This window comes from Achromobacter sp. CSND-B12 (assembly GCF_052906545.1).
The window spans coordinates 2620035-2642826 of sequence record NZ_JBREGJ010000001.1; the positions used below are offsets into that span (position 1 = coordinate 2620035).

Annotated in this window: 23 protein-coding genes; 14 read left to right on the plus strand and 9 right to left on the minus strand. The window is 69.1% G+C overall.

The features are described 5' to 3' along the window. The first annotated feature begins 8 nt into the window (after positions 1–8). The 4 genes from ACUTAG_RS12245 (at position 9) to ACUTAG_RS12260 (ending at position 3901) form a co-directional block, all read left to right on the plus strand. Positions 9–749, plus strand: a complete 741-nt coding sequence (locus ACUTAG_RS12245; RefSeq protein ID WP_024070590.1) for an SDR family NAD(P)-dependent oxidoreductase — start codon at positions 9–11, stop codon at positions 747–749. Positions 750–754: 5 nt separating this feature from the next. Beyond that, positions 755–2461, plus strand: a complete 1707-nt coding sequence (locus ACUTAG_RS12250) for an FAD-dependent oxidoreductase (protein ID WP_148317351.1) — start codon at positions 755–757, stop codon at positions 2459–2461. Positions 2462–2486: 25 nt separating this feature from the next. Further along, positions 2487–3092, plus strand: a complete 606-nt coding sequence (locus tag ACUTAG_RS12255) for a glutathione S-transferase (protein ID WP_006390017.1) — start codon at positions 2487–2489, stop codon at positions 3090–3092. 227 nt (positions 3093–3319) lie between these two features. Continuing rightward, positions 3320–3901: a hypothetical protein gene (locus ACUTAG_RS12260; protein WP_070780714.1), complete on the plus strand. Its 582-nt coding sequence runs from the start codon at positions 3320–3322 to the stop codon at positions 3899–3901. Positions 3902–4063: 162 nt separating this feature from the next. Here ACUTAG_RS12260 and ACUTAG_RS12265 read toward each other — a convergent pair whose 3' ends face one another. Further along, positions 4064–5398: a DUF3100 domain-containing protein gene (locus ACUTAG_RS12265; protein WP_020926070.1), complete on the minus strand. Its 1335-nt coding sequence runs from the start codon at positions 5396–5398 to the stop codon at positions 4064–4066. Positions 5399–5718: 320 nt separating this feature from the next. On the opposite strand from ACUTAG_RS12265, the gene ACUTAG_RS12270 reads away from it, so the two are divergent. Both ACUTAG_RS12270 and ACUTAG_RS12275 read left to right on the plus strand, forming a co-directional pair. Then, positions 5719–6639: a LysR family transcriptional regulator gene (locus ACUTAG_RS12270; RefSeq protein WP_053499701.1), complete on the plus strand. Its 921-nt coding sequence runs from the start codon at positions 5719–5721 to the stop codon at positions 6637–6639. 86 nt (positions 6640–6725) lie between these two features. Then, complete coding sequence (locus tag ACUTAG_RS12275; protein WP_006390012.1) at positions 6726–6917, plus strand: DUF2970 domain-containing protein; 192 nt, start codon at positions 6726–6728, stop codon at positions 6915–6917. 75 nt (positions 6918–6992) lie between these two features. Here ACUTAG_RS12275 and ACUTAG_RS12280 read toward each other — a convergent pair whose 3' ends face one another. After that, positions 6993–7856 carry a LysR substrate-binding domain-containing protein gene (locus ACUTAG_RS12280; protein WP_024070594.1) on the minus strand — a complete coding sequence of 288 codons (864 nt, stop codon included), beginning with the start codon at positions 7854–7856 and terminating at the stop codon, positions 6993–6995. A 124-nt stretch (positions 7857–7980) separates the two neighbouring features. On the opposite strand from ACUTAG_RS12280, the gene ACUTAG_RS12285 reads away from it, so the two are divergent. The 3 genes from ACUTAG_RS12285 to ACUTAG_RS12295 all read left to right on the plus strand — a co-directional run bounded on the left by ACUTAG_RS12285 (position 7981) and on the right by ACUTAG_RS12295 (position 11947). After that, positions 7981–9510, plus strand: coding sequence for an MFS transporter (locus ACUTAG_RS12285; protein ID WP_148317353.1), 1530 nt, complete (start codon positions 7981–7983; stop codon positions 9508–9510). Between the two features lie 159 nt (positions 9511–9669). Next, positions 9670–11409 carry a nitrite/sulfite reductase gene (locus ACUTAG_RS12290; RefSeq protein WP_148317355.1) on the plus strand — a complete coding sequence of 580 codons (1740 nt, stop codon included), beginning with the start codon at positions 9670–9672 and terminating at the stop codon, positions 11407–11409. Further along, positions 11402–11947, plus strand: a complete 546-nt coding sequence (locus ACUTAG_RS12295; protein WP_054443571.1) for a DUF934 domain-containing protein — start codon at positions 11402–11404, stop codon at positions 11945–11947. Before ACUTAG_RS12290 ends, ACUTAG_RS12295 begins: the two co-directional genes overlap by 8 nt. 50 nt (positions 11948–11997) lie before the next feature. Here ACUTAG_RS12295 and ACUTAG_RS12300 read toward each other — a convergent pair whose 3' ends face one another. Beyond that, positions 11998–12801 (minus strand): IclR family transcriptional regulator, encoded by an 804-nt coding sequence (locus ACUTAG_RS12300; RefSeq protein WP_054443572.1) that lies wholly within the window; start codon positions 12799–12801, stop codon positions 11998–12000. Positions 12802–12903: 102 nt separating this feature from the next. On the opposite strand from ACUTAG_RS12300, the gene ACUTAG_RS12305 reads away from it, so the two are divergent. From ACUTAG_RS12305 to ACUTAG_RS12320, 4 genes are read left to right on the plus strand one after another with little or no spacing between them, the layout of a single operon-like run. After that, on the plus strand, positions 12904–13893 hold the full coding sequence (locus tag ACUTAG_RS12305) for a Bug family tripartite tricarboxylate transporter substrate binding protein (RefSeq protein WP_047992038.1): 990 nt from the start codon (positions 12904–12906) through the stop codon (positions 13891–13893). Positions 13894–13904: 11 nt separating this feature from the next. Continuing rightward, complete coding sequence (locus ACUTAG_RS12310) at positions 13905–15410, plus strand: class I adenylate-forming enzyme family protein (RefSeq protein ID WP_148317357.1); 1506 nt, start codon at positions 13905–13907, stop codon at positions 15408–15410. Beyond that, entirely contained in the window at positions 15407–16195 is a 789-nt protein-coding gene (locus tag ACUTAG_RS12315; protein ID WP_006390004.1) for a citryl-CoA lyase, read from the plus strand. Before ACUTAG_RS12310 ends, ACUTAG_RS12315 begins: the two co-directional genes overlap by 4 nt. Beyond that, complete coding sequence (locus ACUTAG_RS12320) at positions 16192–17007, plus strand: SDR family NAD(P)-dependent oxidoreductase (protein ID WP_148317359.1); 816 nt, start codon at positions 16192–16194, stop codon at positions 17005–17007. The genes ACUTAG_RS12315 and ACUTAG_RS12320 overlap by 4 nt, the downstream gene beginning before the upstream one ends. Before the next feature lie 96 nt (positions 17008–17103). On the opposite strand, the gene ACUTAG_RS12325 is transcribed toward ACUTAG_RS12320, so the two are convergent. Further along, positions 17104–17643 (minus strand): 1,2-dihydroxy-3-keto-5-methylthiopentene dioxygenase, encoded by a 540-nt coding sequence (locus ACUTAG_RS12325; RefSeq protein ID WP_024070601.1) that lies wholly within the window; start codon positions 17641–17643, stop codon positions 17104–17106. Positions 17644–17646: 3 nt separating this feature from the next. Further along, entirely contained in the window at positions 17647–18444 is a 798-nt protein-coding gene (locus tag ACUTAG_RS12330; protein WP_054485472.1) for a MetQ/NlpA family ABC transporter substrate-binding protein, read from the minus strand. 180 nt (positions 18445–18624) lie between these two features. Here ACUTAG_RS12330 and ACUTAG_RS12335 point away from each other — a divergent pair, with 180 nt between their 5' ends. After that, complete coding sequence (locus tag ACUTAG_RS12335; protein WP_446650204.1) at positions 18625–19698, plus strand: DUF6817 domain-containing protein; 1074 nt, start codon at positions 18625–18627, stop codon at positions 19696–19698. A 111-nt stretch (positions 19699–19809) separates the two neighbouring features. Here ACUTAG_RS12335 and ACUTAG_RS12340 read toward each other — a convergent pair whose 3' ends face one another. From ACUTAG_RS12340 to prfA, 4 genes are all read right to left on the minus strand, one after another. Then, positions 19810–20373 carry a UbiX family flavin prenyltransferase gene (locus ACUTAG_RS12340; RefSeq protein WP_020926056.1) on the minus strand — a complete coding sequence of 188 codons (564 nt, stop codon included), beginning with the start codon at positions 20371–20373 and terminating at the stop codon, positions 19810–19812. A 4-nt stretch (positions 20374–20377) separates the two neighbouring features. Further along, a complete protein-coding gene (grxD, locus tag ACUTAG_RS12345; RefSeq protein ID WP_020926055.1) occupies positions 20378–20704 on the minus strand; it encodes a Grx4 family monothiol glutaredoxin in 327 nt (108 codons plus the stop codon). Positions 20705–20843: 139 nt separating this feature from the next. Continuing rightward, positions 20844–21671 carry a peptide chain release factor N(5)-glutamine methyltransferase gene (gene prmC / locus ACUTAG_RS12350; RefSeq protein ID WP_446650205.1) on the minus strand — a complete coding sequence of 276 codons (828 nt, stop codon included), beginning with the start codon at positions 21669–21671 and terminating at the stop codon, positions 20844–20846. 37 nt (positions 21672–21708) lie between these two features. Beyond that, positions 21709–22791, minus strand: coding sequence for a peptide chain release factor 1 (gene prfA / locus ACUTAG_RS12355; protein ID WP_006389996.1), 1083 nt, complete (start codon positions 22789–22791; stop codon positions 21709–21711). Position 22792: the final 1 nt, after the last annotated feature.

Genomic DNA, 22792 nt, shown 5'->3' on the forward strand with positions numbered 1-22792 from the left:
GAATCGATATGGAACCCCTCAACTCCCTCGGCACCGCGCTGGTCACCGGCGGCGCCAGCGGCATGGGCCTGGCGATCGTCGAGCGGCTGGCGCGCGACGGCTTTCGGGTCGTCATGGCCGACCGCAACGCGGCCCTGGCCGACAAGGAAACCCAGGCGCTGCGCGCGCAGGGCCTGGATGTGGACTACCGCGTGGTCGACCTGGCCGACGAACACGCCACCCGGGCCCTGGTGCGCGAACTGGCGCCGCTGGCGGCGCTGGTCAACAACGCCGGCCTGTTCGATGAGCGCAAGTTCTTCGACGTCACCAGCGATGATTACCGGCGCATGTACGACGTCAACCTGCTGGCCGTCGCCACCCTGACGCAGGAAGCCGCGCGCGACATGGCCGCCGGCGGCAAGATCGTCAACATCGCCTCGCGCGCCTACCTGGGCGCGCGCAACCATCCGCACTACGTGGCCTCGAAGGCCGCGCTGGTGGGCTACACCCGCGCCTCGGCCATGGAACTGGCGCCACGCGGCATCCTGGTGAACGCCATCGCCCCCGGGCTGATCGACACCCCGCTGCTGCGCAATCTGAGCCCCGAACGCCTGGCGGCGCAGTTGGCGCTGCAGCCCACGGGCCGCGCCGGCCAGCCGCGAGACGTGGCCAACGCGGTGTCGTTCCTGGCCTCGCCGCAAATGGACTTCATCACCGGCCAGGTGATTTTCGTGGACGGCGGCAAATCGCTGGGCGGGTCGGGAGCATAGGCAGCATGGACAGCATCAAGTGGGACAAGGAAGTCGACGCGCTCGTGGTCGGCTCGGGCGCGGGCGGCATGAGCGCCGCGCTGACCGCCAGCGTGGCGGGCCTGGACGTATTGCTCATCGAGAAGACCGACCGCATCGGCGGCTCGACCGCCATTTCCGGCGGCGCGTTATGGATACCGCTGAACGCGCAGACCGAGGCCGCCGGCCATCCGGACAGTTTCGACAAGGTCTGGACCTATCTGCAGGAAACCGTCGGCGCGGCGGCCCCCGACGAGATGAAGCGCGCCTATCTGGACGCCGGCCCGCGCATGATGGATGACCTGGTCGCGCGCGGCTTCCTGCAGGTGGCCGCGCGCACCGCCTCGCCCGACTATTACCCCGACCTGCCCGGCGCCGCCATGGGCGGCCGCTCGCTCGATCCGGTGGAATTCGACGGCCGCAAGCTGGGCCGCCATTTCAAGACGCTGCGCGATCCGTTGAAGGAGTTCACGGTGCTGGGCGGCATGATGGTCAGCATCACCGACGTGCGCCACCTGCTGCGCGCCACCCGCGCGTTCGCCTCGTGGCGCCACGCCATGAAACTGGTGCTGCGCTATGGCGCCGACCGCCTGCGCGGCTACCATCGCGGCACCCGCCTGCTGCTGGGCAACGCGCTGGCCGCGCAGCTGTTCCACGCCATGCTGGCGCGCAAGGTCCCCTACTGGCTGGACACGCCGGCGCTGGCGCTGCTGCGCGATGCCGACGGCGCGGTGCTGGGCGCCACCGTCGAACATGAAGGCCGGCGCATCAACATCCGCGCCCGCCGTGGCGTGGTCATGGCCACGGGCGGCTTTCCGTGGGATTCGACGCGCCGCCGCCAGACCTATCCGCATCCCACCGACGACTGGTCGATGGCGCCGCGCGACAATACCGGCGACGGCATCCGCCTGGCCGAGGACGCCGGCGCGGCGCTGGGCCAGGGGCATTCCAGCCCCGCCTTCTGGGCGCCGGTGTCGATCCTGGAACAACCTGGGGGCAAGCGCCTGCACTATCCCCACCTGGTGTGGGACCGCGCCAAGCCCGGCCTCATCGCCGTCAACGGCGCCGGCCGCCGCTTCGTCAACGAATCGACTTCGTACCACGCCTTCGTGCAGGCCATGTACCGCAGCCACGAGCAGGTGCCGACGATGCCGGCCTTCCTGCTGTGCGACCAGCGCTTCATCGATACCTGGGGCCTGGGCCTGGCGCTGCCCGGCGGACGGCCGCGCCAACATCTCATCGATGCCGGCTACCTGCTGCAAGGCGCAACGCTGGAGGCGCTGGCGCAGAAACTGGGCGTGCCGCCCGATGCGCTGCACGCGACCGTCGCGCGCTACAACGAATACGCGGCGCAAGGCCTGGACCCCGACTTCGGCAAGGGGAGCACCGCCTACAACCGCTACTTGGGCGATCCCGAGCACCAGCCCAACCCCTGCCTGGCGCCGCTCGGCGCCGGCCCCTACTACGCGGTCAAGGTCTATGCCGGCGACATCGGCACCGCCCGCGGCATCGCCGCCAATGGCAACGCGCAGGCGCTGGACGCCGCCGGCCAGCCGATTCCCGGCCTCTACGTGGCCGGCAACGACATGCATTCGGTCATGGGCGGCGCCTACCCGGCGCCCGGCATCACGCTCGGACCCGCCCTGACTTTCGGCTGGGTCGCTGGACAACACCTGGCCCGTGCCCAACACTGACGCACCACCACCGACAAGGACTCCCATGAAGATCTACTTCTCGCCCGCCTCGCCCTTCGTGCGCAAATGCATGGTCATCGCCCACGAACTGGGCCTGGCCGACCGCATCGAGAAACTGCCCAGCGCCGCCGGCCCCGTGGCCCGCGACCAGAACATCATCCCCGACAATCCGCTGGGCCAGGTGCCGACGCTGATCACCGACGACGGCCAGCGCCTGTTCGACAGCCGCGTCATCTGCGAATACCTGAACGACCTGGGCAAGGGCGCGCTGTTCCCCACTGGCGCCACCCGCTGGGCCGCGCTGGCCGAACAATCCCTGGGCGACGGCATGCTGGGCGCCGCGCTGCTGGCGCGCTACGAAACCGTGCTGCGCCCCGAGCCGCTGCGCTGGGACGGTTGGTACGAAGGCCAGATGGGCAAGGTGCGCGACGGCCTGGCGTTGCTCGAGAAGACCGCCGCCCGCCTGGAAGGCCGCCTGGACATCGGCACCATCACCGTCGGCTGCGCCCTGGGCTACCTGGACTTCCGCTATCCCGATTTCGACTGGCGCGCCGGCCATCCCGCCGTCGCCGCCTGGTTCAAGGCGTTCAACCAGCGCCCCTCGATGCAGGCCACGCTGCCGCACGCCTGACCCGCTCCGGTTTGGGTGGCCGCCAAGCCTGGAGAACCCGCCGGGCTCCCGGCGCAACGGCCGCCCGGTACGGCGCGCCCTCTTGGGCCCGCCGCTCGCCCCTGGCTTTTGCCAGGGGCTTTTTTTTCTTACAGATCGACATACCGCCCCGCGCGGGACCGTCTATATTGAACTTCCAAGGTCCCCGCCGGACCAACTGGTAGACCCACAGACCAGGGAGCCCACGCATGAACGTGACCGCCGTCTCCCCCATCGCCCGCGTCGCCCCGCCGTATGCCGCTCGCATCCCGCTGCTGGACGACACACGCCCCGTCTGGGAAGCCGAATGGGCCGCCCGCAACGCCGCCACGCGCCAGGCGCAACGCAGCGCGCAGGCGCAGGCCGCCTGGCAGGCCCAGCGCATCGCCCGCGCTGCCCCGCCACAGGCCGACGACGCCGATACCAGCCGCGTCGTCGCCAACACCCCATCCAAAGCGGTCGCCCTCGCGGCCGCCGCGCCTGCTGCCATCAATGTCGACCAGCTGCGCGACCTGTACGCCGATGCCCGCCTGCGCCGCGCCATCGATGAATTCTCGGCGCGCCCCGACCCGGTGGCGCTGCGCGCCGACAGCGCCAACGACCTTGGCACCATCGAGGGCCTGACGCCGCTGCAACCCTACCGCGTGGCCATGGGCAATCCGCAGGTGCAGGAACTGCAGACCGCCGTGGCCTTGAAGGCCGCCGGCCTCGGCATTCCCAAGGTCGAGAACATCGGCCCGACCGAGAACGTGACCGACCAAGCCCGCTACCGGCCCAACGCGCGCACCTGATTGAGCCGCGCAGGCGCAATCCGCGCCTGGCCCCCCGCTCGCGACACGAAGGTTTGGGTATAAACGCCTCGGATAACGCTCACGTGCACCGCTGCGCCGATCCAGGCAAGAAAAAAGCCGCCCACACGGGCGGCTTGTCACTTGGCGGACGGCGACGTCCGATCAGTGGAAGAACTCGGCGATCATCGTTGCGCCCAGGAAGGTGCCGGCGTTGGCCGCCAGCGACACCACCACGATCTTCCAGCCCAGCTTGCGGAAGGCCGGCAGGTCCTTCAGGATCGACAGGCCGGCCATCGCCAGGATCACCGTGGTGAACGGCAGGAAGTTGACCTTGTTGACCGCGGCAATAATCTGGTCCGAGTACGGCACCGCGCCGGGGCAACCCACGGTCATGGCGATCAGCGACAGCACCGCCACGGCGGGCAGCTTGGGCACCACGCGCAGCAGCAGGTCGGCGATCACGACCAGCAGGATGATGATCAGCATGCCGGGCAGCGCGTCCAGGATCGGCACCTTGTAGCCGAACTGGTTGCCGACCAGGGCGAACAGGCCGCACACGGCATAGGCCGTCAGGCGATCGCCGAAGCCCATCTTCACGGCGTGCGACGGCGCGTCGGTCGCGGCCGTGGTGTCGGCGGCGGTTTCGGCCTTGGCGCGCGAGAAGCGGCCCAGCACCGGCTCCAGCTTGCCGTACAGGAAGATGGTCGTCGGCAGCGAGATGAACAGCGTGAAGTACACGCCCACCACCGTGGTCAGCAGGTTGGCGGCGGCGGCCAGCGCGGCCACCTGGTGCGCCACTTCCGGCGTCTGCTGCGAGGCGATAGCGCCCACGCCCGCGGCCATCATGCTGCCCGAGCCCACGCCGGCGCCCATGGCGAGCGAGCGCGGATCGAAGATGTTCAGGCTGGTGATGAAGCCGGCCATCAGCGCCACGAACAGCGCGCCGATCACGGTGCCGGTGATGTACTCGGCCATCACGCCGCGGCCTTCGGGCGAATTCATGCCGTAGCGCTCGCCGATGATCGCCAGGCTGGGCTCGCGGCCCACCGAGAAGGTCGCGCCAATGGCTTCGCGCTTGATGCCCAGCAGCAGCGCCAGCGGCAGGCCGATGGCCATGGTGCCGAAAAAGTGGCCGAATTCCTGGAACACCAGGGCCCAGCCGGCCTCGCGCACCTGCGGCAGCGAACCGCCGACCATCAGGCCCAGCTTGGCCAGGAACGGCAGCAGCGCGTATTGCAGGTAGCCGCTGATGCGGGTCTGCATGGCGGTGTCGATACCCGCGTTGGCCGGCAGGCGCTGGCCGAAGGCGGCCACGACCGCGCCGATGAAGATGGCCCAGAGCATGGGCTGCAGAACGATCTTGCCCGGGCCCACCGCGAAGGTGACGCTGCCGATCGCTTCGGACACGAGCACCACCAGCAAGATGGCGACAAGCATGCGGATGCGGCTCGATAGCGACATGGCGGGCATGGCCAGGCTGGCGCTGGCATGAGACATCGGATTCCCCTGAGTACGTGAGTAGGTATGGCGCGGCCCGATCGGCATGTCCGTGGCGGGCCAGCCCCGCTGAACGGCTGGCGCGGGACGGCGTGCACGGGGCGGTCCGTAGGGACGGCTCGCGATGCGAGCGGGCGGCAGCGGCGATTTTCGCCCGGGGGCCGGCGCGCCAACCATGACAGCGCCTGGGCTAATGTGTTGCGTAAAATGCAACGGATGCCCCTGGGCAGGGAATTTTTTGCAAGAACCGGCAATATATAAGGGTAAACCCTCGATATGTTGCAGACCGAACCGATGCCTTTGCGCCACGGAGCCGCCCCATGGACGAAAAACTCGACGCCCGCCGCACCCATTACTTCATGCAGGTCATGAGCCGCGGTTCGGTGCGCGGCGCCGCCGAAGTGCTGAACATGGACCCGTCCGCCGTCAGCCGCGCCATCGCGGCGCTGGAGCGCGACTGCGGCATGGCGCTGTTCGAACGGCGCGGCCGCGGCGTGGTGCCGACCGACGCCGGCCACATCCTGGCGCGCTACGTGAAGCGCCAGCAGAACATCCAGGAGAGCTTCTTCTCGGAGATCGACAGCCTGCGCAAGGCGGAGCGCGGCCACATCGACCTGGTGCTGGGCGAAGGCTTCGTCGAACTGATGTTCGACCGCGTGCTGCCCGGCTACTGGCGCAATCATCCGGAAGTCACGCTGGACATCGACGTGGCCCGCACCTCGGAAATCGTGCAGCGCATCGTCGATGACCAGGCCTACATCGGCCTGGTGTTCCAGCCGCCCAACGATGCCCGGCTGCGCACGCACTATTCGCGCCCCGAGCCGATCCGCGCCATCGTGCGCCAGGAGCATCCGCTGACGCGCCTGCAGCGCCCGCTGCTGCTGACCGACCTGGTCGACTACCCTGGCGCCGCGATGCAGGAAGGCTTCGGCGTGCGCCAGCACATCCAGGCCGCCGAGATCAGCGAGCAGGTGCGGCTGCGCAACGTGCTGACCACCTCGTCGTTCAAGGCGCTTTGGCAATTCGCCGCCACTGGCATCGGCTACGCCCTGACGCCGCCCATCGCCGTCACCGCCGACATGGCCGCGCTGCGCCTGGCCAGCCTGCCGCTGGCCAACCCCATTCTCAACCAGGGCAGCCTGCACGTGCTCAGCCGCGCCGGCCGCCACATCTCGCCGGCGGCGCGCGAACTGCTGGACCACATCGTGCGCGGCATCGGCACGCCCGCCGACGCCATCTGATACGGTCGCCTGGCGCGAATCTGCATCTGCCCCGCCCGCGCCGGGGCGGCTACAGTGGCCGCATCCCCTGTCAGGAGACCTTTCCGATGCTCAGCTTCCTGCGCACGGTCAAATCCGTGCTGTGGGGCTTTTTCGGCGTGCGCCGCGGCCGCGGCTACGACGCCGACATCGCCCACAACAAGCCCGCCCCGCTGATCCTCACCGGCCTGTTGATGGCCGCCTGCCTCGTCGTGATCCTGGTGCTGGTGGCGCGCTGGGCGGTCAACGCCGCGCTGTAGGCCGCCGCGCGATTGGCAACGACGCCATGGCGTCAATGGGCGGATCGCGTGCCCGCGTAGCCGCGAGCCAGCACGCTAGGGCAGCGCCAGCGCCGACATTTCCGTCAGCAACTGCCCGAACGCCCGCACCGCCGGCGCCTGCTGTTCCGCCTGGCGCGAAATCAGCCTGAATTCGGCATGGGTCAACGGCGGCAGGCCGTAGCGGCCGTCGATCACATCCATGCCGGGCCGCACGTCTTCCTGCGGCAGCGCCGTCACCGCCAGCCCCGCCAGCACGGCCGCGCGCAGGCCCTCCTGGCTGGGCGAGGTGAAAGCCACGCGCCATTCCAGGCCGGCCGCCTGTAGCGCGTCCACGCCGACCAGGCGATGCACGCAGGGCGACGGCGCGAAGGCCAGCGGTATGGGCTCGTCACCCGAAAAGTCGAACGCATGCGCGGCCGCCCACACGAAGCGCGTGCGCCGCAGCATCGCGCCGCGCTCGGGTTCGCTGGGCAGCGCCATCACCACCGCCAGATCCAGCATATCCGCCTCGACCTGGGTACGCAGGTCCAGGTAGCTGCCGACCACCACGTCCAGGCGCACCGCCGGAAAGGCGCGCGCGAACCGCGCCAGCAGCAATGGCAGGCGTTCGCCCATGAAATTCTCGGGCACGCCCAGGCGCACCGCCCCCGCCACCGATGACCGCTGGAAACGCCGCGCCAGCGCGTCCTGGGCCCGCAGCACCTGCTCGGCGTAGCGCAGGAAGTCCTCGCCGTCCTCGGTCAGCGCCAGGCTGCGGGTGGTGCGGACCAGCAGCGCGGTGCCGGCCTGCGCTTCCAGGCGCCGGATCTGGTGGCTGACGGCCGACTGGCTCAGGTGCAGCCGTTCGGCGGCGCGGGTGAATCCGCCGGCTTCCTTGACCGCGACGTAGGTGCGCAACAAGGCGGTATCGAAGTCCATGGCGTCAACTCATGATGAATATTGATGAATCCGACGAAATTAAATCATTTCCATCATTTTTAACACGCTCCCAGAATGAGGTCCCGCGGCGGATTCCCGCCGCCGACCTCTCGTGAGAACCCCGATGCCGCTTTCGATAGCGCAGAAAAATAGCTTCACGCTGGCCGCCGTCTGCCTGGCCGCCCTGATGTTCGGCCTGGAGATTTCCAGCGTGCCGGTGATCCTGCCCACACTGGAACAGGCGCTGCGCAGCGGCTTCCAGGAACTGCAATGGATCATGAACGCCTACACCATCGCCTGCACCACGGTGCTGATGGCAGCGGGCACGCTGGCCGACCGCTACGGCCGCAAGCGCCTGCTGCTGGCCAGCCTGGCGGTGTTCGGCCTGACCTCGCTGGTCTGCGGCTGGGCGCAGGACACCGGCGTGCTGATTGCCGGCCGCGCCCTGCAGGGCCTGTCCGGCGGCGCCATGTTGATCTGCCAGGTGGCGGTGCTGTCGCACCGCTTCCAGGAGGGCGCCGCGCGTGGCCGGGCCTTTGGCGCCTGGGGCATCGCCTTCGGCGTCGGCCTGGGATTCGGCCCGGTCATCGGCTCGGCCATCGTCGCGCTATCGAGCTGGCAATGGGTGTTCCTGGCGCATGGCCCGCTGGCGCTGGTCGCGCTGGGGCTGACGTGGAAGGGCGTGGACGAATCGCGCGATCCGCGCCAGCGCAAGCTGGACGTGGCCGGCATCGTCTCGCTGTCGCTGGCGGTGTTCGGCCTGGCCTGGTTCATTACCCAGGGTCCCGCGGCTGGCTTCACCAGCGCGCCGACCCTCGCCAGCCTGGGCGCGGCCATCCTGGCGCTGGTCGTCTTCGTGATCGCCGAACGCCGCTGCGCCGACCCGATGTTCGACTTCGCGGTGTTCCGCATCCGCCGCTTCTCCGGCGCGCTGCTGGCGTCGGCCGCGATGAACTTCAGCTTCTGGCCCTTCATGATCTACCTGCCACTGTATTTCCAGAACGGCCTGGGCTACGGCGGCCTGGGCACTGGCCTGTCGCTGCTGGCCTACACCCTGCCGACGCTGGTGGCGCCGCCGCTGGGCGAGAAACTGGCGCTGCGCTACCGCCCCGACACGGTGATCCCGGCCGGCCTGTTCGCCATCTGCCTGGGCTTCGCGCTGATGAAATGGGGCAGCGGCGTCGCGCACGCCAGCTGGCTGACGATGCTGCCCGGCTGCCTGCTGGCCGGCACCGGCCTGGGCCTGATCAATACGCCCGTCACCAACACCACCACGGGCGCGGTGCCCGGCGACCGCGCCGGCATGGCCTCGGGCATCGACATCAGCGTGCGCATGATCAGCCTGTCGATCAATATCGCCTTGATGGGGTTCCTGCTGGTCGAAAGCGTGCTGTCTTCCTTGCGCCGCCATTGGCCCCAGGCGCCCGCCGATGCCACGCTGCGCGCCATGGCCGAGGCCCTGTCGGCGGGCAACCTGGGCGATGGCGCCGGGCTCGCGATCCCCGCGGACGTGGCCCGGACCGCGCTGACGCAGGGGTTCGGCGACGTGATGCTGTACGGCGCGGCAGCCGTCGGCCTGCTGGCGCTGGCCAGCCTGGCTACCTTCCGGGGTGCCCGGCCGCGTCACCGGGCGGTCGCCGGGTCCGGCGGCTGAACGCCGCCACGCGGGTGTCTGCCGCAGGCATACGCTTATTACCAGAATGACTTAGACGGTCGAAGCGGCTGCCTGTTACGGTTATGAATCCCCCAGTCCCCGCCTACGGCGGGCCACGCTTGCGGGGACCAGACCGAGAAGACCTCAAGGGCAGTAGACATGTACGTGTATGACCCCGTCGACCAGCAGCTCGTCGAGCAGCGCGTGGCGCAGTTCGCCGACCAGACGCGCCGCTTCCTCGATGGCCAGCTCACCGAAGATGAATTCCGCGTCCTGCGCCTGCAGAACGGCCTGTATATCCAGCGCCACGCGCCGATGCTGCGGGTGGCCATTCCCTACGGCATCCTGGCCTCGCGGCAGCTGCGCACCCTGGCGCACATCGCGCGCAAGTGGGACCGGGGCTACGGCCACTTCAGCACGCGCCAGAACATCCAGTTCAACTGGCCCAAGCTGGAAGACGTGCCGGACATCCTGGCCGAACTGGCCACGGTGCAGATGCACGCCATCCAGACCAGCGGCAACTGTATCCGCAACACCACCACCGACCACTTCGCCGGCGTCGCGCCGGACGAGCTGATCGACCCGCTGGTGTGGTGCGAGATCATCCGCCAGTGGTCCACGCTGCACCCCGAATTCGCGTTCCTGCCGCGCAAGTTCAAGATCGCGGTCAGCGGCGCGGTGCTGGACCGCGCGGCGGTCGGCGTGCACGACATCGGCCTGCAGGCGGTCGAGCGCGACGGCAAGCTCGGTTTCCGCGTCTGGGTCGGCGGCGGCATGGGCCGCACGCCCATCGTCGGCAAGCTGATCAACCCGTTCGTCGAATGGCAGGACCTGCTGACCTATCTGCAGGCCGCGCTGCGGGTCTACAACCTGCATGGCCGCCGCGACAACAAGTACAAGGCGCGCATCAAGATCCTGGTGAAGGACCTGACGCCGGAAGTCTATGCGCAGCAGGTGGACGAACAGTGGCAGCTGATCAAGGGCGGCCCCGACACCATCACGCAGGAATTCGTCGACACCATCGCCGCGCGCTTCATCTGGCCGCAATACGATCCGGCCGCGGCCAATGACACCGACAACACGGCGGCGCTGGCCGCCGCCGACAAGCGCTTCGCGCGCTGGGTCCGCACCAACGTGCACGCCCACAAGACGCCGGGCTACGCCGCCGTCACCGTCTCGCTCAAGGCCACCGGCGTGCCGCCGGGCGACATCACCGCCGACCAGATGGACGCGGTGGCCGCGCTGGCCGATGAATACGGCTTCGGCGAACTGCGCGTGTCGCACGAGCAGAACCTGATCCTGGCCGACGTGCGCCGCGCGCGCCTGCACGAGCTGTGGGGCAAGCTCGAAGCGCTGAACCTGGCCACGCCCAACGTCGGCCTGCTGACCAACATCATCGCCTGTCCGGGCGGGGATTTCTGCGCGCTCGCCAATGCCGTGTCGATCCCCGTGGCCGAGGCCATCCAGCGCCAGTTCGACAACCTCGACTACCTGTTCGAGATCGGCGAGCTGGACCTGAACATCTCCGGCTGCATCAACTCCTGCGGCCACCACCACGTCGGCCACATCGGCATCCTAGGTGTCGATAAGGCCGGCGAAGAGTGGTACCAGGTCACCATCGGCGGCCGCCAGAACGGCGCCGCCAAGCCCCTGCCCGACATCGAATCGACGAAGGGCGGCGGCGCCGCCATCGGCCGCATCATCGGGCCGTCGTTCGCCCGCGACCAGGTGCCGGGCGTGGTCGACCGCCTGATCCGCACCTACCTTGGCCTGCGCGACAGCGAGGAGGAACGCTTCATCGACGTGGTGGACCGCGTCGGCATCGATCCCTTCAAGCAGGACGTGTATTCCGATCCGGCCTTCGCCAAGCCCCAAGCCCAGGAGGCCGCCCATGTCTGAGCCCTACGCCCACGACGCGCCCGGCCCGCACCTGATCCGCAACGGGCAACTCGAAAGCGACGCGGCCCGCCCCTTCGTGCCCGATCCCGAGGTGGCGGCCGACGGCCAGGTGCCGACCGACGAGCCCGGCTGGATCGTGCCGCTGGCCACCTGGAAGGCCTCGCGCGCCACGCTGCGCCGGCATCGCCATCCGGTCGCGGTCCTGCTGGGACCCGACGCCGATCTGCGCGACCTGCTGGAACCCGATGGCACGCTCGACCCCGCCGGCATCGCCTTCATCGCGGTGGATTTCCCGGTCTATACCGATGGCCGCGGTTATTCGCTGGCGCAACTGCTGCGCACCCGCTATCAATGGACCGGCGAACTGCGCGCGGTCGGCGACGTGATGATCGACACCATCCACTACCAGGCGCGCGTCGGATTCGACAGCTTCCTGGTCAAGCCGGGCCACGACCCGCGCAAGGCGCTGGACGCGTTCAAGACCTTCACGGTGCACTACCAGAAGACCTACCGCGCGCCCGCGCCGGCGCAGGCCTGACACGCGCAGCCGGCCTCGATGCCATCGAGGCCGGACCGAACCCTTATCGTTCAATCCGCCTCGTCGACCACGCCGGGCAAGCTCCAGCGCTGGCGCCTGACCTCGTCCTGCCCCAACTGCGTGCGGATCAACTCGGCAATGGCGCGCTGGCGCGGCGCCTGCATGCGGTCGATCAGGCTCGAGACGCTGACCGCCAGCCGCGGATAGCCGCCCGCGTCGCACAACGCCACCCCTACCCCCAGCACGCCCGGCACGGCCGCATTGCCCACCACCGCCCAGCCCCGGTCGCGCGTGTTCTCGGCCAGCCGCCGCATCTGCGCCACCGTCATGCCGCCGTAGGCGCGCAGGGCCTGCTCGTTCTGCGCGATCACCTCGTCGGCCTCGGCCGGCGGCAAGGCGCCCAGCAGCGCCAGGCCGGCCGCGCCCACGCCCAGCGGCTGGCGATGGCCGATGGTCACCGCCAGCACCTGCACCGGATAGTTGCCGACCTCGCGATGCAGGCATAGCGAATCGCCGCCGGCGCGGCAGATCAGGAATGCCGAATCGCCGCTGACGTCGCTGATCTGCCGCAGCACCGGCCGCAGGCCGCGCACCGCTTCGGCGTGCGGATCGCCGGCCATCATCACGCCCAGTTCCGCCATGCGCCAGTGCGGCGCATCCGGCTCGCGCAGCGCGTAGCCCTCCTGCGCCAGCACATCCAGGTAGCGGTACACGGTGGAGCGCTGCATGCCGGCGGCGCGCGCAATATCGGCCACGTGCATGCCGGCCGCGCCCGCCTGGCGCAGCACGCCCAGCACCCGCAGCCCACGCCGCAACACCCGCGGGCCGCCGTCGTCGTTTTCCGGTTTGTTCATTTTTTGGACACCTTGCGTTGATGAGGCGCCTATCAAAGCCCAATATGAAGTCGGGCAGGCAAAGATCTGTCCAGATATTAGACAAACAGGACGGAGACAACCATGCAGACATTCAGCAGGCGGCTGGCCGCCAGCGTCGCGGCCCTGGCGGGCGCCATTGCATTCAGCGCGCCGAGCCAGGCTGCCAAACCCTATCCCGAACGCCCGGTGACCCTGGTGGTCGGTTACGCCGCGGGCGGCGCCACCGACATCGTGGCGCGCCTGGTCGCCAAGGCCCTGAACGAGGAACTCGGCCAGACCATCGTGGTGGAGAACAAGACCGGCGCCAACAGCAACATCGGCGCCGAAATCGTCGCGCGCGCCGCGCCCGACGGCTATACGCTCTACGTCGGCTCGATCGCCAACACCATCAACCGCACGCTGTACAGCAAGCTGAACTACGACTTCGTCAAGGACTTCGAGCCGATCGGCCTGCTGGCGACCATCCCCAACATCCTGGTGGTCAACCCCAAGCTGCCGGTCAAGACGGTGCCGGAATACCTGGCCTACGCCAAGGCCCACCCCGGCAAGCTGACCTGCGCCTCGTCGGGCAGCGGCTCGTCCATCCACCTGTCCTGCGAACTGTTCAAGATGCAGACCGGCACCGACATCCTGCACGTGCCCTATCGCGGCAGTGGTCCGGCGGTGGCCGACCTGCTGGGCGGCCAGGTCGATTCCATGTTCGACAACCTGCCCTCGTCGTTGCCGCACGTGCAGGCCGGCAAGCTGCGCGCCATCGGCGTCACCTCGCCGCGGCGGCTTCCGGCCGTGCCCGAAGTGCCGACGCTGGCCGAGTCCGGCCTGCCCGGCTTCGACGTCGAATCCTGGTTCGGCCTGATGGCGCCGGCTGGCACGCCGCAACCCGTCATCGAGCGCCTGAACCAGGCCTTGAACAAGGCGCTGGCCGATCCCGCGCTGGTGGCGTCCTACAAACAATCGGGCTTCTACGCGCCGCAGCAACCCAACACGCCCGAGACCTTCGGCAAGAAGATCGCCAGCGAAATCGACAAATGGGGCGAAGTGGTCAAGCGCGCCGACATCAAAGCCAACTGAGGAGCACCAGGGTGTACCCGATAGATTTCTTTTTTCGCGCCGCCGAGCAGTATCCGGACCGCGTGGCGCTGGACGCGCCCGAGGGCCAGGTGACGTATGCGCGGCTGGCCACGGACGTGCGCGCGCTGGCCGCCGCGTTGCAGGACCTGGACCCGGCGCCACAGACCCGCATCGCCCTGTGCGCGGGCAACACCAGCCGGCATATCCTGGCGCTGCTGGCGGTGCTGGCCAGCGGCAAGGTCTGGGTGCCACTGAACATCCGCAGCACCGCGCGCGAGATCGGGCGCATCCTGGATGCCACCGAGCCGTCCATCGTCATGGTCGACGGTGCCGGCGACGCGCTGGTGGCGGCGGGCGCGCCGCACCGCGTCAGCCTGTCGGCGGACGCCGCGGGCGTTGCCTTCGAGACCCTGCTGCAACGCGGCGCCGGGCGCGAACCGCTGTGCCACGCGTTGCCGCGCGAGGCCACCCAGGCAATCAAGTTCACCGGCGGCACCACCGGCCTGCCCAAGGGCGTGATGCAGCCCTATCACGCCTGGAACGCCGCCATCATCAACCAGATCCACAGTTGGGGCCTGACGCACGAGGACCGCTACGTGGTCTCCGCTCCGGTGACGCATGGCACCGGCACCTACCTCTTGCCGGTGCTGGCGCGCGGCGGCGCGCACGTGCTGCTCGACAGCGCCACCCCGGCCTCGATCACCGCCGCCTTCCGCGAACGCGGCGGCACGCTCAGCTTCATGCCGCCGACGCTGATCTACATGATCATGGCGCAGCCGGGCGTGTCGCGCGCCGATTTCCCGAGACTGCGCAACCTGATCTACGGCGGCGCGCCCATGCCGCCCGAAAAAATCGAACGCGCCCGCGCCTTCTTCGGCCCGGTGCTGGGCACCACCTACGGCCAGACCGAGGCGCCGCAGATCGTCACGGTGCTGCGTCCGGCCGACCTGGAATCGCCCGACAACCGCGCCTCGGTCGGCCGCGTCACCTGGCTGTCCGACGTCGCCATCATGGACCCGGCCGGCGCGCTGCTGCCGCGCGGCGCCATCGGCGAAGTGGTGGTGCGCGGCGACCTGGTGATGTCGGGCTACTGGCGTCTGCCCGAGAAGACCGCCGAGACCATCGTCGACGGCTGGCTGCACACGGGCGACACCGGCCTGATCGATGAACGCGGCTACCTGTTCCTGAAGGACCGCCTGCGCGACGTCATCATCAGCGGCGGCTTCAATGTGTATCCCGTGGATGTCGAGAACGCGCTGTCGTCGCATCCGGCCGTCTACGAATGCTCGGTGTTCGGCCTGCCCGACGACAAATGGGGCGAGGCCGTGCACGCCGCGGTGCAACTGCATCCCGGCGTCGCGGCCGACGCCGATGCGCTCAAGGCCCACGTGCGCGCCCTGCTCGGCCCGGTCGCCACGCCCAAGCAGATCCACCTCCACGCCAGCCTGCCGCGCTCGCCCGTCGGCAAGGTGCTCAAGAACGCCGTGCGCGACGCGGCCCTCAAGGAGTCTTCATGAACACGCCCGAAACCCGCCTCTGCGCCCATCACCTCACCGGCATGTCGTACCGCGACGTCGACCTGGTGGAAGACCTGATCGGCAAGAAGACCTTCACCGAAGTCATGATCATGCAGATCCTGGGCCGCGAGGCGCGGCCGGTGGACATGCGCATCGTCGACGCGGTGCTGGTGACTCTGATGGAGCATGGCCTCACGCCCAGCGCCATCGCCACCCGCCTGATCTACATGAGCGCGCCCGAAAACCTGCAGGGCGCGGTGGCATCCGGCCTGATGGCGGTCGGCAGCCAGTTCGTCGGCACCATGGAGAACTGCTCGCGCCTGCTGGACCGCATCCGCCAGGCCGCCGACGGCCGCGCCGAGGCGCTGGCGATCGCGCAGGAATTCCGCGCCAGCCGCCAGCCGCTGCCGGGCTTCGGCCATCACCTGCACAAGCCCGACGACCCGCGCTCGATCAAGCTGCTGGCGCTGGCCGAGGCCGAGCCGGACCTGCCCGGCGATTCGCTCAAGGCGCTGCGCCTGCTGGCGGCGGCGATCGACGAGACCTACGGCAAGCACATCACCATCAACGCCACTGGCGCCGTCGCCGCGCTGCTCAGCGAGATCGGCGTGCCCACCGCGCTGATGCGCGGCTTTGCGGTCATCTCGCGCGCCGCCGGCCTGGTGTCGCACGTGGCCGAGGAACAGCAGAGCCCGAGCGGCCGCTTTATCTGGGAAACCATCGACCACGCCATTCCCTACGTCGGCAAGGGCAAGTCGCACCAGCGCGACGGAGAACCGTCGTGATCCCGCCCGCGCCCGGCGCGCGGCTGGCGGGCAAGATCGCGCTGGTGGCCGGCGCCGGATCTTCGGCCGCCGGCTGGAGCATCGGCAAGGCCAGTTGCGTGACGCTGGCGCGCCAGGGCGCGGCCATCATCGCGCTGGACGCCGACCGGGCGGCGGCCGAGGACGCGGCCCATGAAGTCGAGCGAGCCGGCGGCCAGGCGCTGCCGGTGCAGGCCGACGTGGCCGACGCCGACGCCATGCGGGCCGCGGTGGACGCGGCACTGGCCCACTACGGCCGCATCGACGTGCTGCAGGCCAACGCCGGCATCGGCAAGGTCGGCGGCCCGGAAGACATCGACCTGGCCGACTGGGACCGCATCCAGCGCGTCAACGTCACCGGCCTGCTGATCGCCACGCGCCTGCTGGCGCCCGTGATGCGGGCACAGGGCAGCGGCGCCATCGTCACCGTATCGTCGATCGCCGGCATCCGCTACACCGGTTATCCCCACCTGGCCTACAGCGTCAGCAAGGCCGCCGTGATCCATTTCGCGCGCATGGCGGCGCAGCAGTATGCGGCCGACGGCATTCGCGTCAATACCGTGATCCCGGGCCTGATCGATACGCCGCGTGTTGCCAGGAACGTGGCCGGCATGTTCGCCAAGGACGACCTGGAGGCGGCGCGCAAGGCGCGCGACCGGCAGGTGCCGATGGGCCGCATGGGCACGCCCTGGGAAGTGGCGAACGCGGTGGCGTTCCTGGCGTCGGATGAAGCCTCGTACATCACCGGCACGGAACTGCTGGTGGACGGGGGCCTGACGGGCAAATACGCTTAGGGCAAACCGCAAGGAAGAACGTAGCGGCGCAGCCCGGGCGCGTATCCGGACCGCGTGACGCGGAGGACGCAACCAGGCCGCCCCGCGCCCTCGTCGTCAGGGCAGCACCGGAAAACGCGTGGCGATCTCGTCGCCCGTGAACCGCGCCACCCAGCCCGCCGGGTCATTGAACAACCGGATGCAGGTGAACGCGGGCGCCGAGCCCATGTCGAACCAGTGTGGCAGGCCGGCCGGCACCGAGATCAGGTCGTCCTGCTCGCACAGCACCGCGTAGACGCGGCCGGCGGCATGCAGCGTGAACAGGCCGCTGCCGGCAACGAAGAAGCGCACCTCGTCATCGGCGTGCGTGTGCTCGGCCAGGAATTTGCGGCGCAAGGCCTCGCGCTCGGGATGCGCCGGGTCCAGGCTGACCACGTCGACGCTGCGATAGCCGCGCTCGGCCACCAGCCGGTCGATCTCGGGACGATACGCCGCCAGCACCTCGGCCTGCGGCGCGCCGGGGGCCACCGGCGCCTGCGCGCGCCAGCGTTCGAAGGTCACGCCGATGGCGGCCAGCTCGCGCCGGATCTCGCCGACCTCATCGATGCGCCGGCCGGCGGCGGGATCGTCCTGCGGATAGATCGTCAGCGTCGACATCGCTTACCAGGAGGTGCTGTACGCGCCAGGGAACTTCTGCGCCACGAAGGCCTTCACCTCGTCGGACTGGTAGGCCTTGATGAAGCGCGCGATGCGCGGATCGTTCTTGTTGTCCTCGCGCGCGGCGATGACCACGGCGGCGAACGGCGCGTCCTTGCTTTCCAGCACCAGCGCATCCTTGGCGGGCGACAGGCCGGCGGGAATGGCATAGGCCGAATTCACCGCGGCGGCGTCCACGTCGGCCAGCGAGTGCGGCAGTTGCGCGGCCTCGATCTCGACGAACTTGAGCTTCCTGGGGTTGTCGACCACGTCGAACAGCGAAGCCGTCACGGTCACGCCGTCCTTCAGCTTGATCAATTTGGCGGCCTGCAGCACCAGCAGCGCGCGGGCGCCGTTGGTCGGGTCGTTGGGGATCGCCACCTTGGCGCCCGGCTGCAGCTCGTCCAGCGACTTCACGCGCTTGGAGTAGATGCCCATCTGCTGCACCACCGCCGTGGCCACCGGCACCAGCTTGTAGCCGCGCGCCTTGTTCTGCGATTCCAGGAAGGGCTTGTGCTGGTAGATGTTCAGGTCCAGTTCCTTGGCATCGAGCGCGGCGTTGGGCTGGATGAAATCGCTGAACTCGACCAGCTTGACCTTCAGGCCCTGCCTGGCCGCGACCTGCTGCACCACTTCGCCGATCTGGGCATGCGGGCCGACAGTCACGCCGACTTTCAATTCGGCGTCCTGCGCCATGGCCGGCGCGGCGGCGGCGAATCCGATCAGGGTGGCAAGGGCGGCCAGGGTGTGGCGTAGACGCATGGGAATCTCGGCAATCGAACAAGAAAGGGAAGCCCCGGATTCTAGTGAGCGTCCTTCAAAACCGGAAGCGATGAATTTTCATATTGATATGCGTATTTCCATATAAGCGCCGCGCCATGACAAGCACGCTTGCGCACGACACAATAGCGGCTGGATTCCCAACCCCTTGCCGTCATTGCCATGTCCACCCCCAACGAACTGCATCCCCACGCGCGCGCCCTGCTGGCCGACCACTATGCCGCCGTCGATGCCGACCTGCCCGCCCTGCTCGACCTGCTCTTTGCCCGCAGCGCCGGCGAAGACTGGCACAAGGCCGGCACCTTCAAGCACCACCTGCTGGGCGTCTACCGCACCCTGGCGCTGTGGGACCAGCCGCGCGAAGTGCGGCTGCTGGGCCTGTTCCACAGCGTGTATGGCAACGAGTACGTCGATCTCACCCTGTTCGACCGCGAGCGCGAACGCAGCACGCTGCGCGAAGTGCTGGGCGCCGAAGCCGAGGAATGGGTCAGCCTGTTCTGCGCCATGCCGCGCACCCGCTTCGTGCAGGCCATCCTGCAAGGCCAGGGCCAGGGGTCCGAGGGCCTGACGCTGGAAGGGGCCGACGGCCAGGTCTTCACCTTCACGCCGCGCCAGGTCGCCGCCTTCATCGTGGTGTCGGCCGCCGACATCGGCGAACAGTGGCATAGCTGGCAGGACGAGATCTTCGCCGGCTATCCGCAGCAGCAGCGCCGCGACCTCAAATCACACTGGGCCGCCTCGCTGTGGCCCGGCCCGCTGAAGCCGCCGTCGAACATCCTGTCGATGCTGTCGCACCTGCTGGCGCCGCTGTCGGCGCTGCCGGCCGATACCGGCATCCCCGTGCCGCCCGCGTTCGACCATTGCCGCGCCACGCTCAGCCCGCGCGACGAGGCCGCCGCCAGCGCGCTGTACTGGCAGGTCGTCACGCGCATGCATCCGCAGACCGAAATGGACACCGCGCGCCACATGCTGGAAGCCGCGGTGGCGCACAACCCGTGGGTCGCCGAGCCGCGCCTGCTGCTGGCGCAACTGGCGCTGACCGCCGGCGACTTCGAGGCCGCCGAAGGCCACGCCGCCGCCGGCCTGGCTGCCTTGCAGGCCTGGGGCACCGCCTGGGACAAGCGCATCGAGTGGGCCGGCTGGATGGCCTGGGCCCGCATCGAACTGCAGAACGCCCGCGCGCGCCGCTGGCCGGAGAACCTGGCGGCCCTGAACGGCCTGGGGCTGGTGGAGTGATCGCGGCGCGCTGAACCACGGCAACCACACGCAAGAAAAAACGAAAACGCCCCAGGAATCGGTAGATCCCCGGGGCGTTTGACCTTCACGGCCCATAGGCCGCGACGGCGCTTATTTCATGCCTTCCCAGTGCGGACCGGGCACATGGATGTCGAACAGCTCCAGCACCCGGGCCACGGTGTGGTCCACCATCTCTTCGATGCTGGCCGGCCGGTGATAGAACGCCGGCAGCGGCGGGAACACGATGCCGCCCATCTCGGTGACGGCGGTCATGTTGCGCAGGTGCGCCAGGTTGAAGGGCGTCTCGCGCACCATCATCACCAGGCGGCGGCGCTCCTTGAGCGTAACGTCGGCCGCGCGCGTGATGAGGTTGTCGGAAAGGCCATGGGCCACGGCCGCCAGCGTGCGCATCGAGCACGGCACGATGACCATGCCGGCCGTCTGGAACGCGCCGCTGGCGAGCGTGGCGCCCACATCGCGCACGCTGTGCACGTGGTCGGCCAGCGCGTAGACATCATGGCGGCTGACATCGAGTTCGTGCTTGATGTTCAGCACGCCCGAGGCCGACACCACCAGGTGCGTCTCGACGTCGTCCACGCCGCGCAGCGCCTGCAGCATGCGCACCGCGTACAGGGAGCCGGTGGCCCCCGTGATGCCGACGACCAGTCGCCGCATGGAATCAGGCCGTGGCGCCGGATTGCTCCAGCAGGGTCTTGAGCTCGCCCGACTCGTTCATCTCATTCATGATGTCCGAACCGCCGATGAATTCGCCGGCCACGTACAACTGCGGAATGGTGGGCCAGTTCGAGAATTCCTTGATGCCCTGGCGGACTTCGTCGTCCTCCAGCACATTCACGGTGACCAGCTTCTTGACGCCACAGCTCTTGAGGATCTGGATGGCCTTGCCGGAAAAGCCGCATTGCGGGAATTGGGCGGTGCCCTTCATGAACAGCACGACGGGGTGCTGGGTCACGGTTTCGCGGATGAATTCTTGAACGTCGCTCATGGTGGTCTCTTGGACAGGAGGCATAACGGAATACGCCAATTATAGGTACAGGCGGGATTTCGTCCCGGATACCCCGGGGCCGCCCCCGGGAATCGGCCGCTTGCGGCGCGGCTGCCGGTTACAAATCGCCGGCCCGGCGTCAGCCGCGCCCCGGCCAGCGCCCGCCGGAAATGCGCTCGATGCCGGCCAGGTCGCGCCGGCTGTGCACGTCCGTGAAACCCGCGGCAGCGAGCAGGCCGCGCACGGCCTCGGCCTGGTCCCAACCGTGCTCCATCCACAGCGCGCCGCCCGCCTTCAGGTGGCGATGGGCGCCCGCCACGATGCGGCGCAGGTCTTCCAGGCCGTCGGCGCCGTCGGTCAACGCGCCGCGCGGCTCGAAGCGCACGTCGCCCTGCCCCAGGTGCGGGTCGTCGCTGGCGACATAGGGCGGGTTGGACACGATCAGGTCGAAGCCCTCGCCGGCCGGCACCGCGTCGTACCAACAGCCTTCGACGAAGCGCACCGAGGCCGTCAGCTCCCAGGCATTGCCCGCGGCCACGGCCAGCGCGGCGGCGCTGACGTCGCTGGCCATCACGCGGGCATCACGGCGCGCCAGGGCGATCGAGATGGCGATGGCGCCGCTGCCCGTGCCCAGGTCCAGCACGGCGGGCGCGGACTGTCCGGCCACGCATTCCAGCGCCGTTTCCACCAGCACCTCGGTGTCGGGGCGCGGGATCAGCACGTCTGGCGTGACGCGGAACACGTGCCCCATGAACTCGCGCTGGCCCAGCAGATAGGCCATCGGCTCGCCGGCCAGGCGGCGCTGCGCCAGCGCCTCGTAGGCCGCAGCCGTTTCCGGCGCCAGCGGATCGGTGTCGTGCGCCAGCAGCCAGGCGCGCGGCTTGGCCAGCACGTGCTCGAGCAGCATGCGCACCTCGAGCCGGGGCAGGCGCGTGTCCAGCAACAGGCTCTTGATCTGGGTCGTCATGGTCGGAACGTTCTCGCCGAAGGGGCCGCCCAGCCGCTCAGATATCGTCGCCCAGCGCCGCCAACTGCTCGGCCTGGTGCTCGGCGATCAGCGCGCCGGTCAGCTCTTCCAGGTCGCCTTCCATGATCTGCTGCAGCTTGTACAGCGTCAGGTTGATGCGATGGTCGGTGACGCGGCCCTGCGGGAAGTTGTAGGTGCGGATGCGCTCGGAACGGTCGCCGGAGCCGATCAGGCTCTTGCGCTCGGCCGCTTCCTTGCTCTGGCGCTCGCGCGTTTCCTTGTCCTTCAGGCGCGCGGCCAGCACCTGCATGGCCTTGTCCTTGTTGCGGTGCTGCGAGCGGTCGTCCTGGCATTCCACCACCAGCCCCGTCGGCAAGTGCGTGATACGCACGGCCGAGTCGGTCTTGTTGATGTGCTGGCCGCCGGCGCCGCTGGCGCGGAAGGTGTCGATGCGCAGGTCGCTCGGGTTGATGACGATCTCCGACATCTCGTCGGCTTCGGCCATGATGGCCACCGTGCAGGCCGAGGTGTGGATGCGGCCCTGCGCCTCGGTGGCGGGCACGCGCTGCACGCGGTGCGCGCCGGACTCGAATTTCAGGCGGCCGTAGGCGCCGTCGCCCTCGATGCGCGCGATCACTTCCTTGTAGCCGCCCAGCTCCGACGGGCTTTCCGACATCAGCTCGACGCGCCAGCCGCGCTGTTCGGCGTAGCGCGTGTACATACGCAGCAGGTCGCCCGAGAACAGCGCGCTTTCGTCGCCGCCGGTGCCGGCGCGGATTTCCAGGAACACGCTGCGGCCGTCATTGGGGTCGCGCGGCAGCAGCAGCAATTGCAGCGCCGCCTCCAGCGATTCGAGCTTGACGCGGCCGCTCTTGATCTCGTCCTCGGCCATCGCCTTCAGCTCGGGATCGGCCAGCATCTCCTGCGCGGTCGCCAGGTCTTCCTCGCCGCGCACGAAGGCGGTGAACGCCTCGACCACCGGCTCCAGTTCGGCGCGCTCGCGCGACAGCTTGCGGAAGCGGTCCATGTCGGACGCGGTTTCCGGTTCGGCCAGCAGCGCGTCCACCTCGATAAGGCGGTGACACAGATGCTCCAGCCGGCTGCGCATGGAAGATTTCATG

What these genes read in the sequence shown, in the direction of transcription:
- ACUTAG_RS12245 (WP_024070590.1), top strand. Translation starts at nt 9, where the DNA reads ATGGAACCCCTCAACTCCCTCGGCACCGCGCTGGTCACCGGCGGCGCC.
- ACUTAG_RS12250 (WP_148317351.1), top strand. Translation starts at nt 755, where the DNA reads ATGGACAGCATCAAGTGGGACAAGGAAGTCGACGCGCTCGTGGTCGGC.
- ACUTAG_RS12255 (WP_006390017.1), top strand. Translation starts at nt 2,487, where the DNA reads ATGAAGATCTACTTCTCGCCCGCCTCGCCCTTCGTGCGCAAATGCATG.
- ACUTAG_RS12260 (WP_070780714.1), top strand. Translation starts at nt 3,320, where the DNA reads ATGAACGTGACCGCCGTCTCCCCCATCGCCCGCGTCGCCCCGCCGTAT.
- ACUTAG_RS12265 (WP_020926070.1), bottom strand. Translation starts at nt 5,398, where the DNA reads ATGTCTCATGCCAGCGCCAGCCTGGCCATGCCCGCCATGTCGCTATCG.
- ACUTAG_RS12270 (WP_053499701.1), top strand. Translation starts at nt 5,719, where the DNA reads ATGGACGAAAAACTCGACGCCCGCCGCACCCATTACTTCATGCAGGTC.
- ACUTAG_RS12275 (WP_006390012.1), top strand. Translation starts at nt 6,726, where the DNA reads ATGCTCAGCTTCCTGCGCACGGTCAAATCCGTGCTGTGGGGCTTTTTC.
- ACUTAG_RS12280 (WP_024070594.1), bottom strand. Translation starts at nt 7,856, where the DNA reads ATGGACTTCGATACCGCCTTGTTGCGCACCTACGTCGCGGTCAAGGAA.
- ACUTAG_RS12285 (WP_148317353.1), top strand. Translation starts at nt 7,981, where the DNA reads ATGCCGCTTTCGATAGCGCAGAAAAATAGCTTCACGCTGGCCGCCGTC.
- ACUTAG_RS12290 (WP_148317355.1), top strand. Translation starts at nt 9,670, where the DNA reads ATGTACGTGTATGACCCCGTCGACCAGCAGCTCGTCGAGCAGCGCGTG.
- ACUTAG_RS12295 (WP_054443571.1), top strand. Translation starts at nt 11,402, where the DNA reads ATGTCTGAGCCCTACGCCCACGACGCGCCCGGCCCGCACCTGATCCGC.
- ACUTAG_RS12300 (WP_054443572.1), bottom strand. Translation starts at nt 12,801, where the DNA reads ATGAACAAACCGGAAAACGACGACGGCGGCCCGCGGGTGTTGCGGCGT.
- ACUTAG_RS12305 (WP_047992038.1), top strand. Translation starts at nt 12,904, where the DNA reads ATGCAGACATTCAGCAGGCGGCTGGCCGCCAGCGTCGCGGCCCTGGCG.
- ACUTAG_RS12315 (WP_006390004.1), top strand. Translation starts at nt 15,407, where the DNA reads ATGAACACGCCCGAAACCCGCCTCTGCGCCCATCACCTCACCGGCATG.
- ACUTAG_RS12325 (WP_024070601.1), bottom strand. Translation starts at nt 17,643, where the DNA reads ATGTCGACGCTGACGATCTATCCGCAGGACGATCCCGCCGCCGGCCGG.
- ACUTAG_RS12330 (WP_054485472.1), bottom strand. Translation starts at nt 18,444, where the DNA reads ATGCGTCTACGCCACACCCTGGCCGCCCTTGCCACCCTGATCGGATTC.
- ACUTAG_RS12335 (WP_446650204.1), top strand. Translation starts at nt 18,625, where the DNA reads ATGTCCACCCCCAACGAACTGCATCCCCACGCGCGCGCCCTGCTGGCC.
- ACUTAG_RS12340 (WP_020926056.1), bottom strand. Translation starts at nt 20,373, where the DNA reads ATGCGGCGACTGGTCGTCGGCATCACGGGGGCCACCGGCTCCCTGTAC.
- grxD (WP_020926055.1), bottom strand. Translation starts at nt 20,704, where the DNA reads ATGAGCGACGTTCAAGAATTCATCCGCGAAACCGTGACCCAGCACCCC.
- prmC (WP_446650205.1), bottom strand. Translation starts at nt 21,671, where the DNA reads ATGACGACCCAGATCAAGAGCCTGTTGCTGGACACGCGCCTGCCCCGG.
- prfA (WP_006389996.1), bottom strand. Translation starts at nt 22,791, where the DNA reads ATGAAATCTTCCATGCGCAGCCGGCTGGAGCATCTGTGTCACCGCCTT.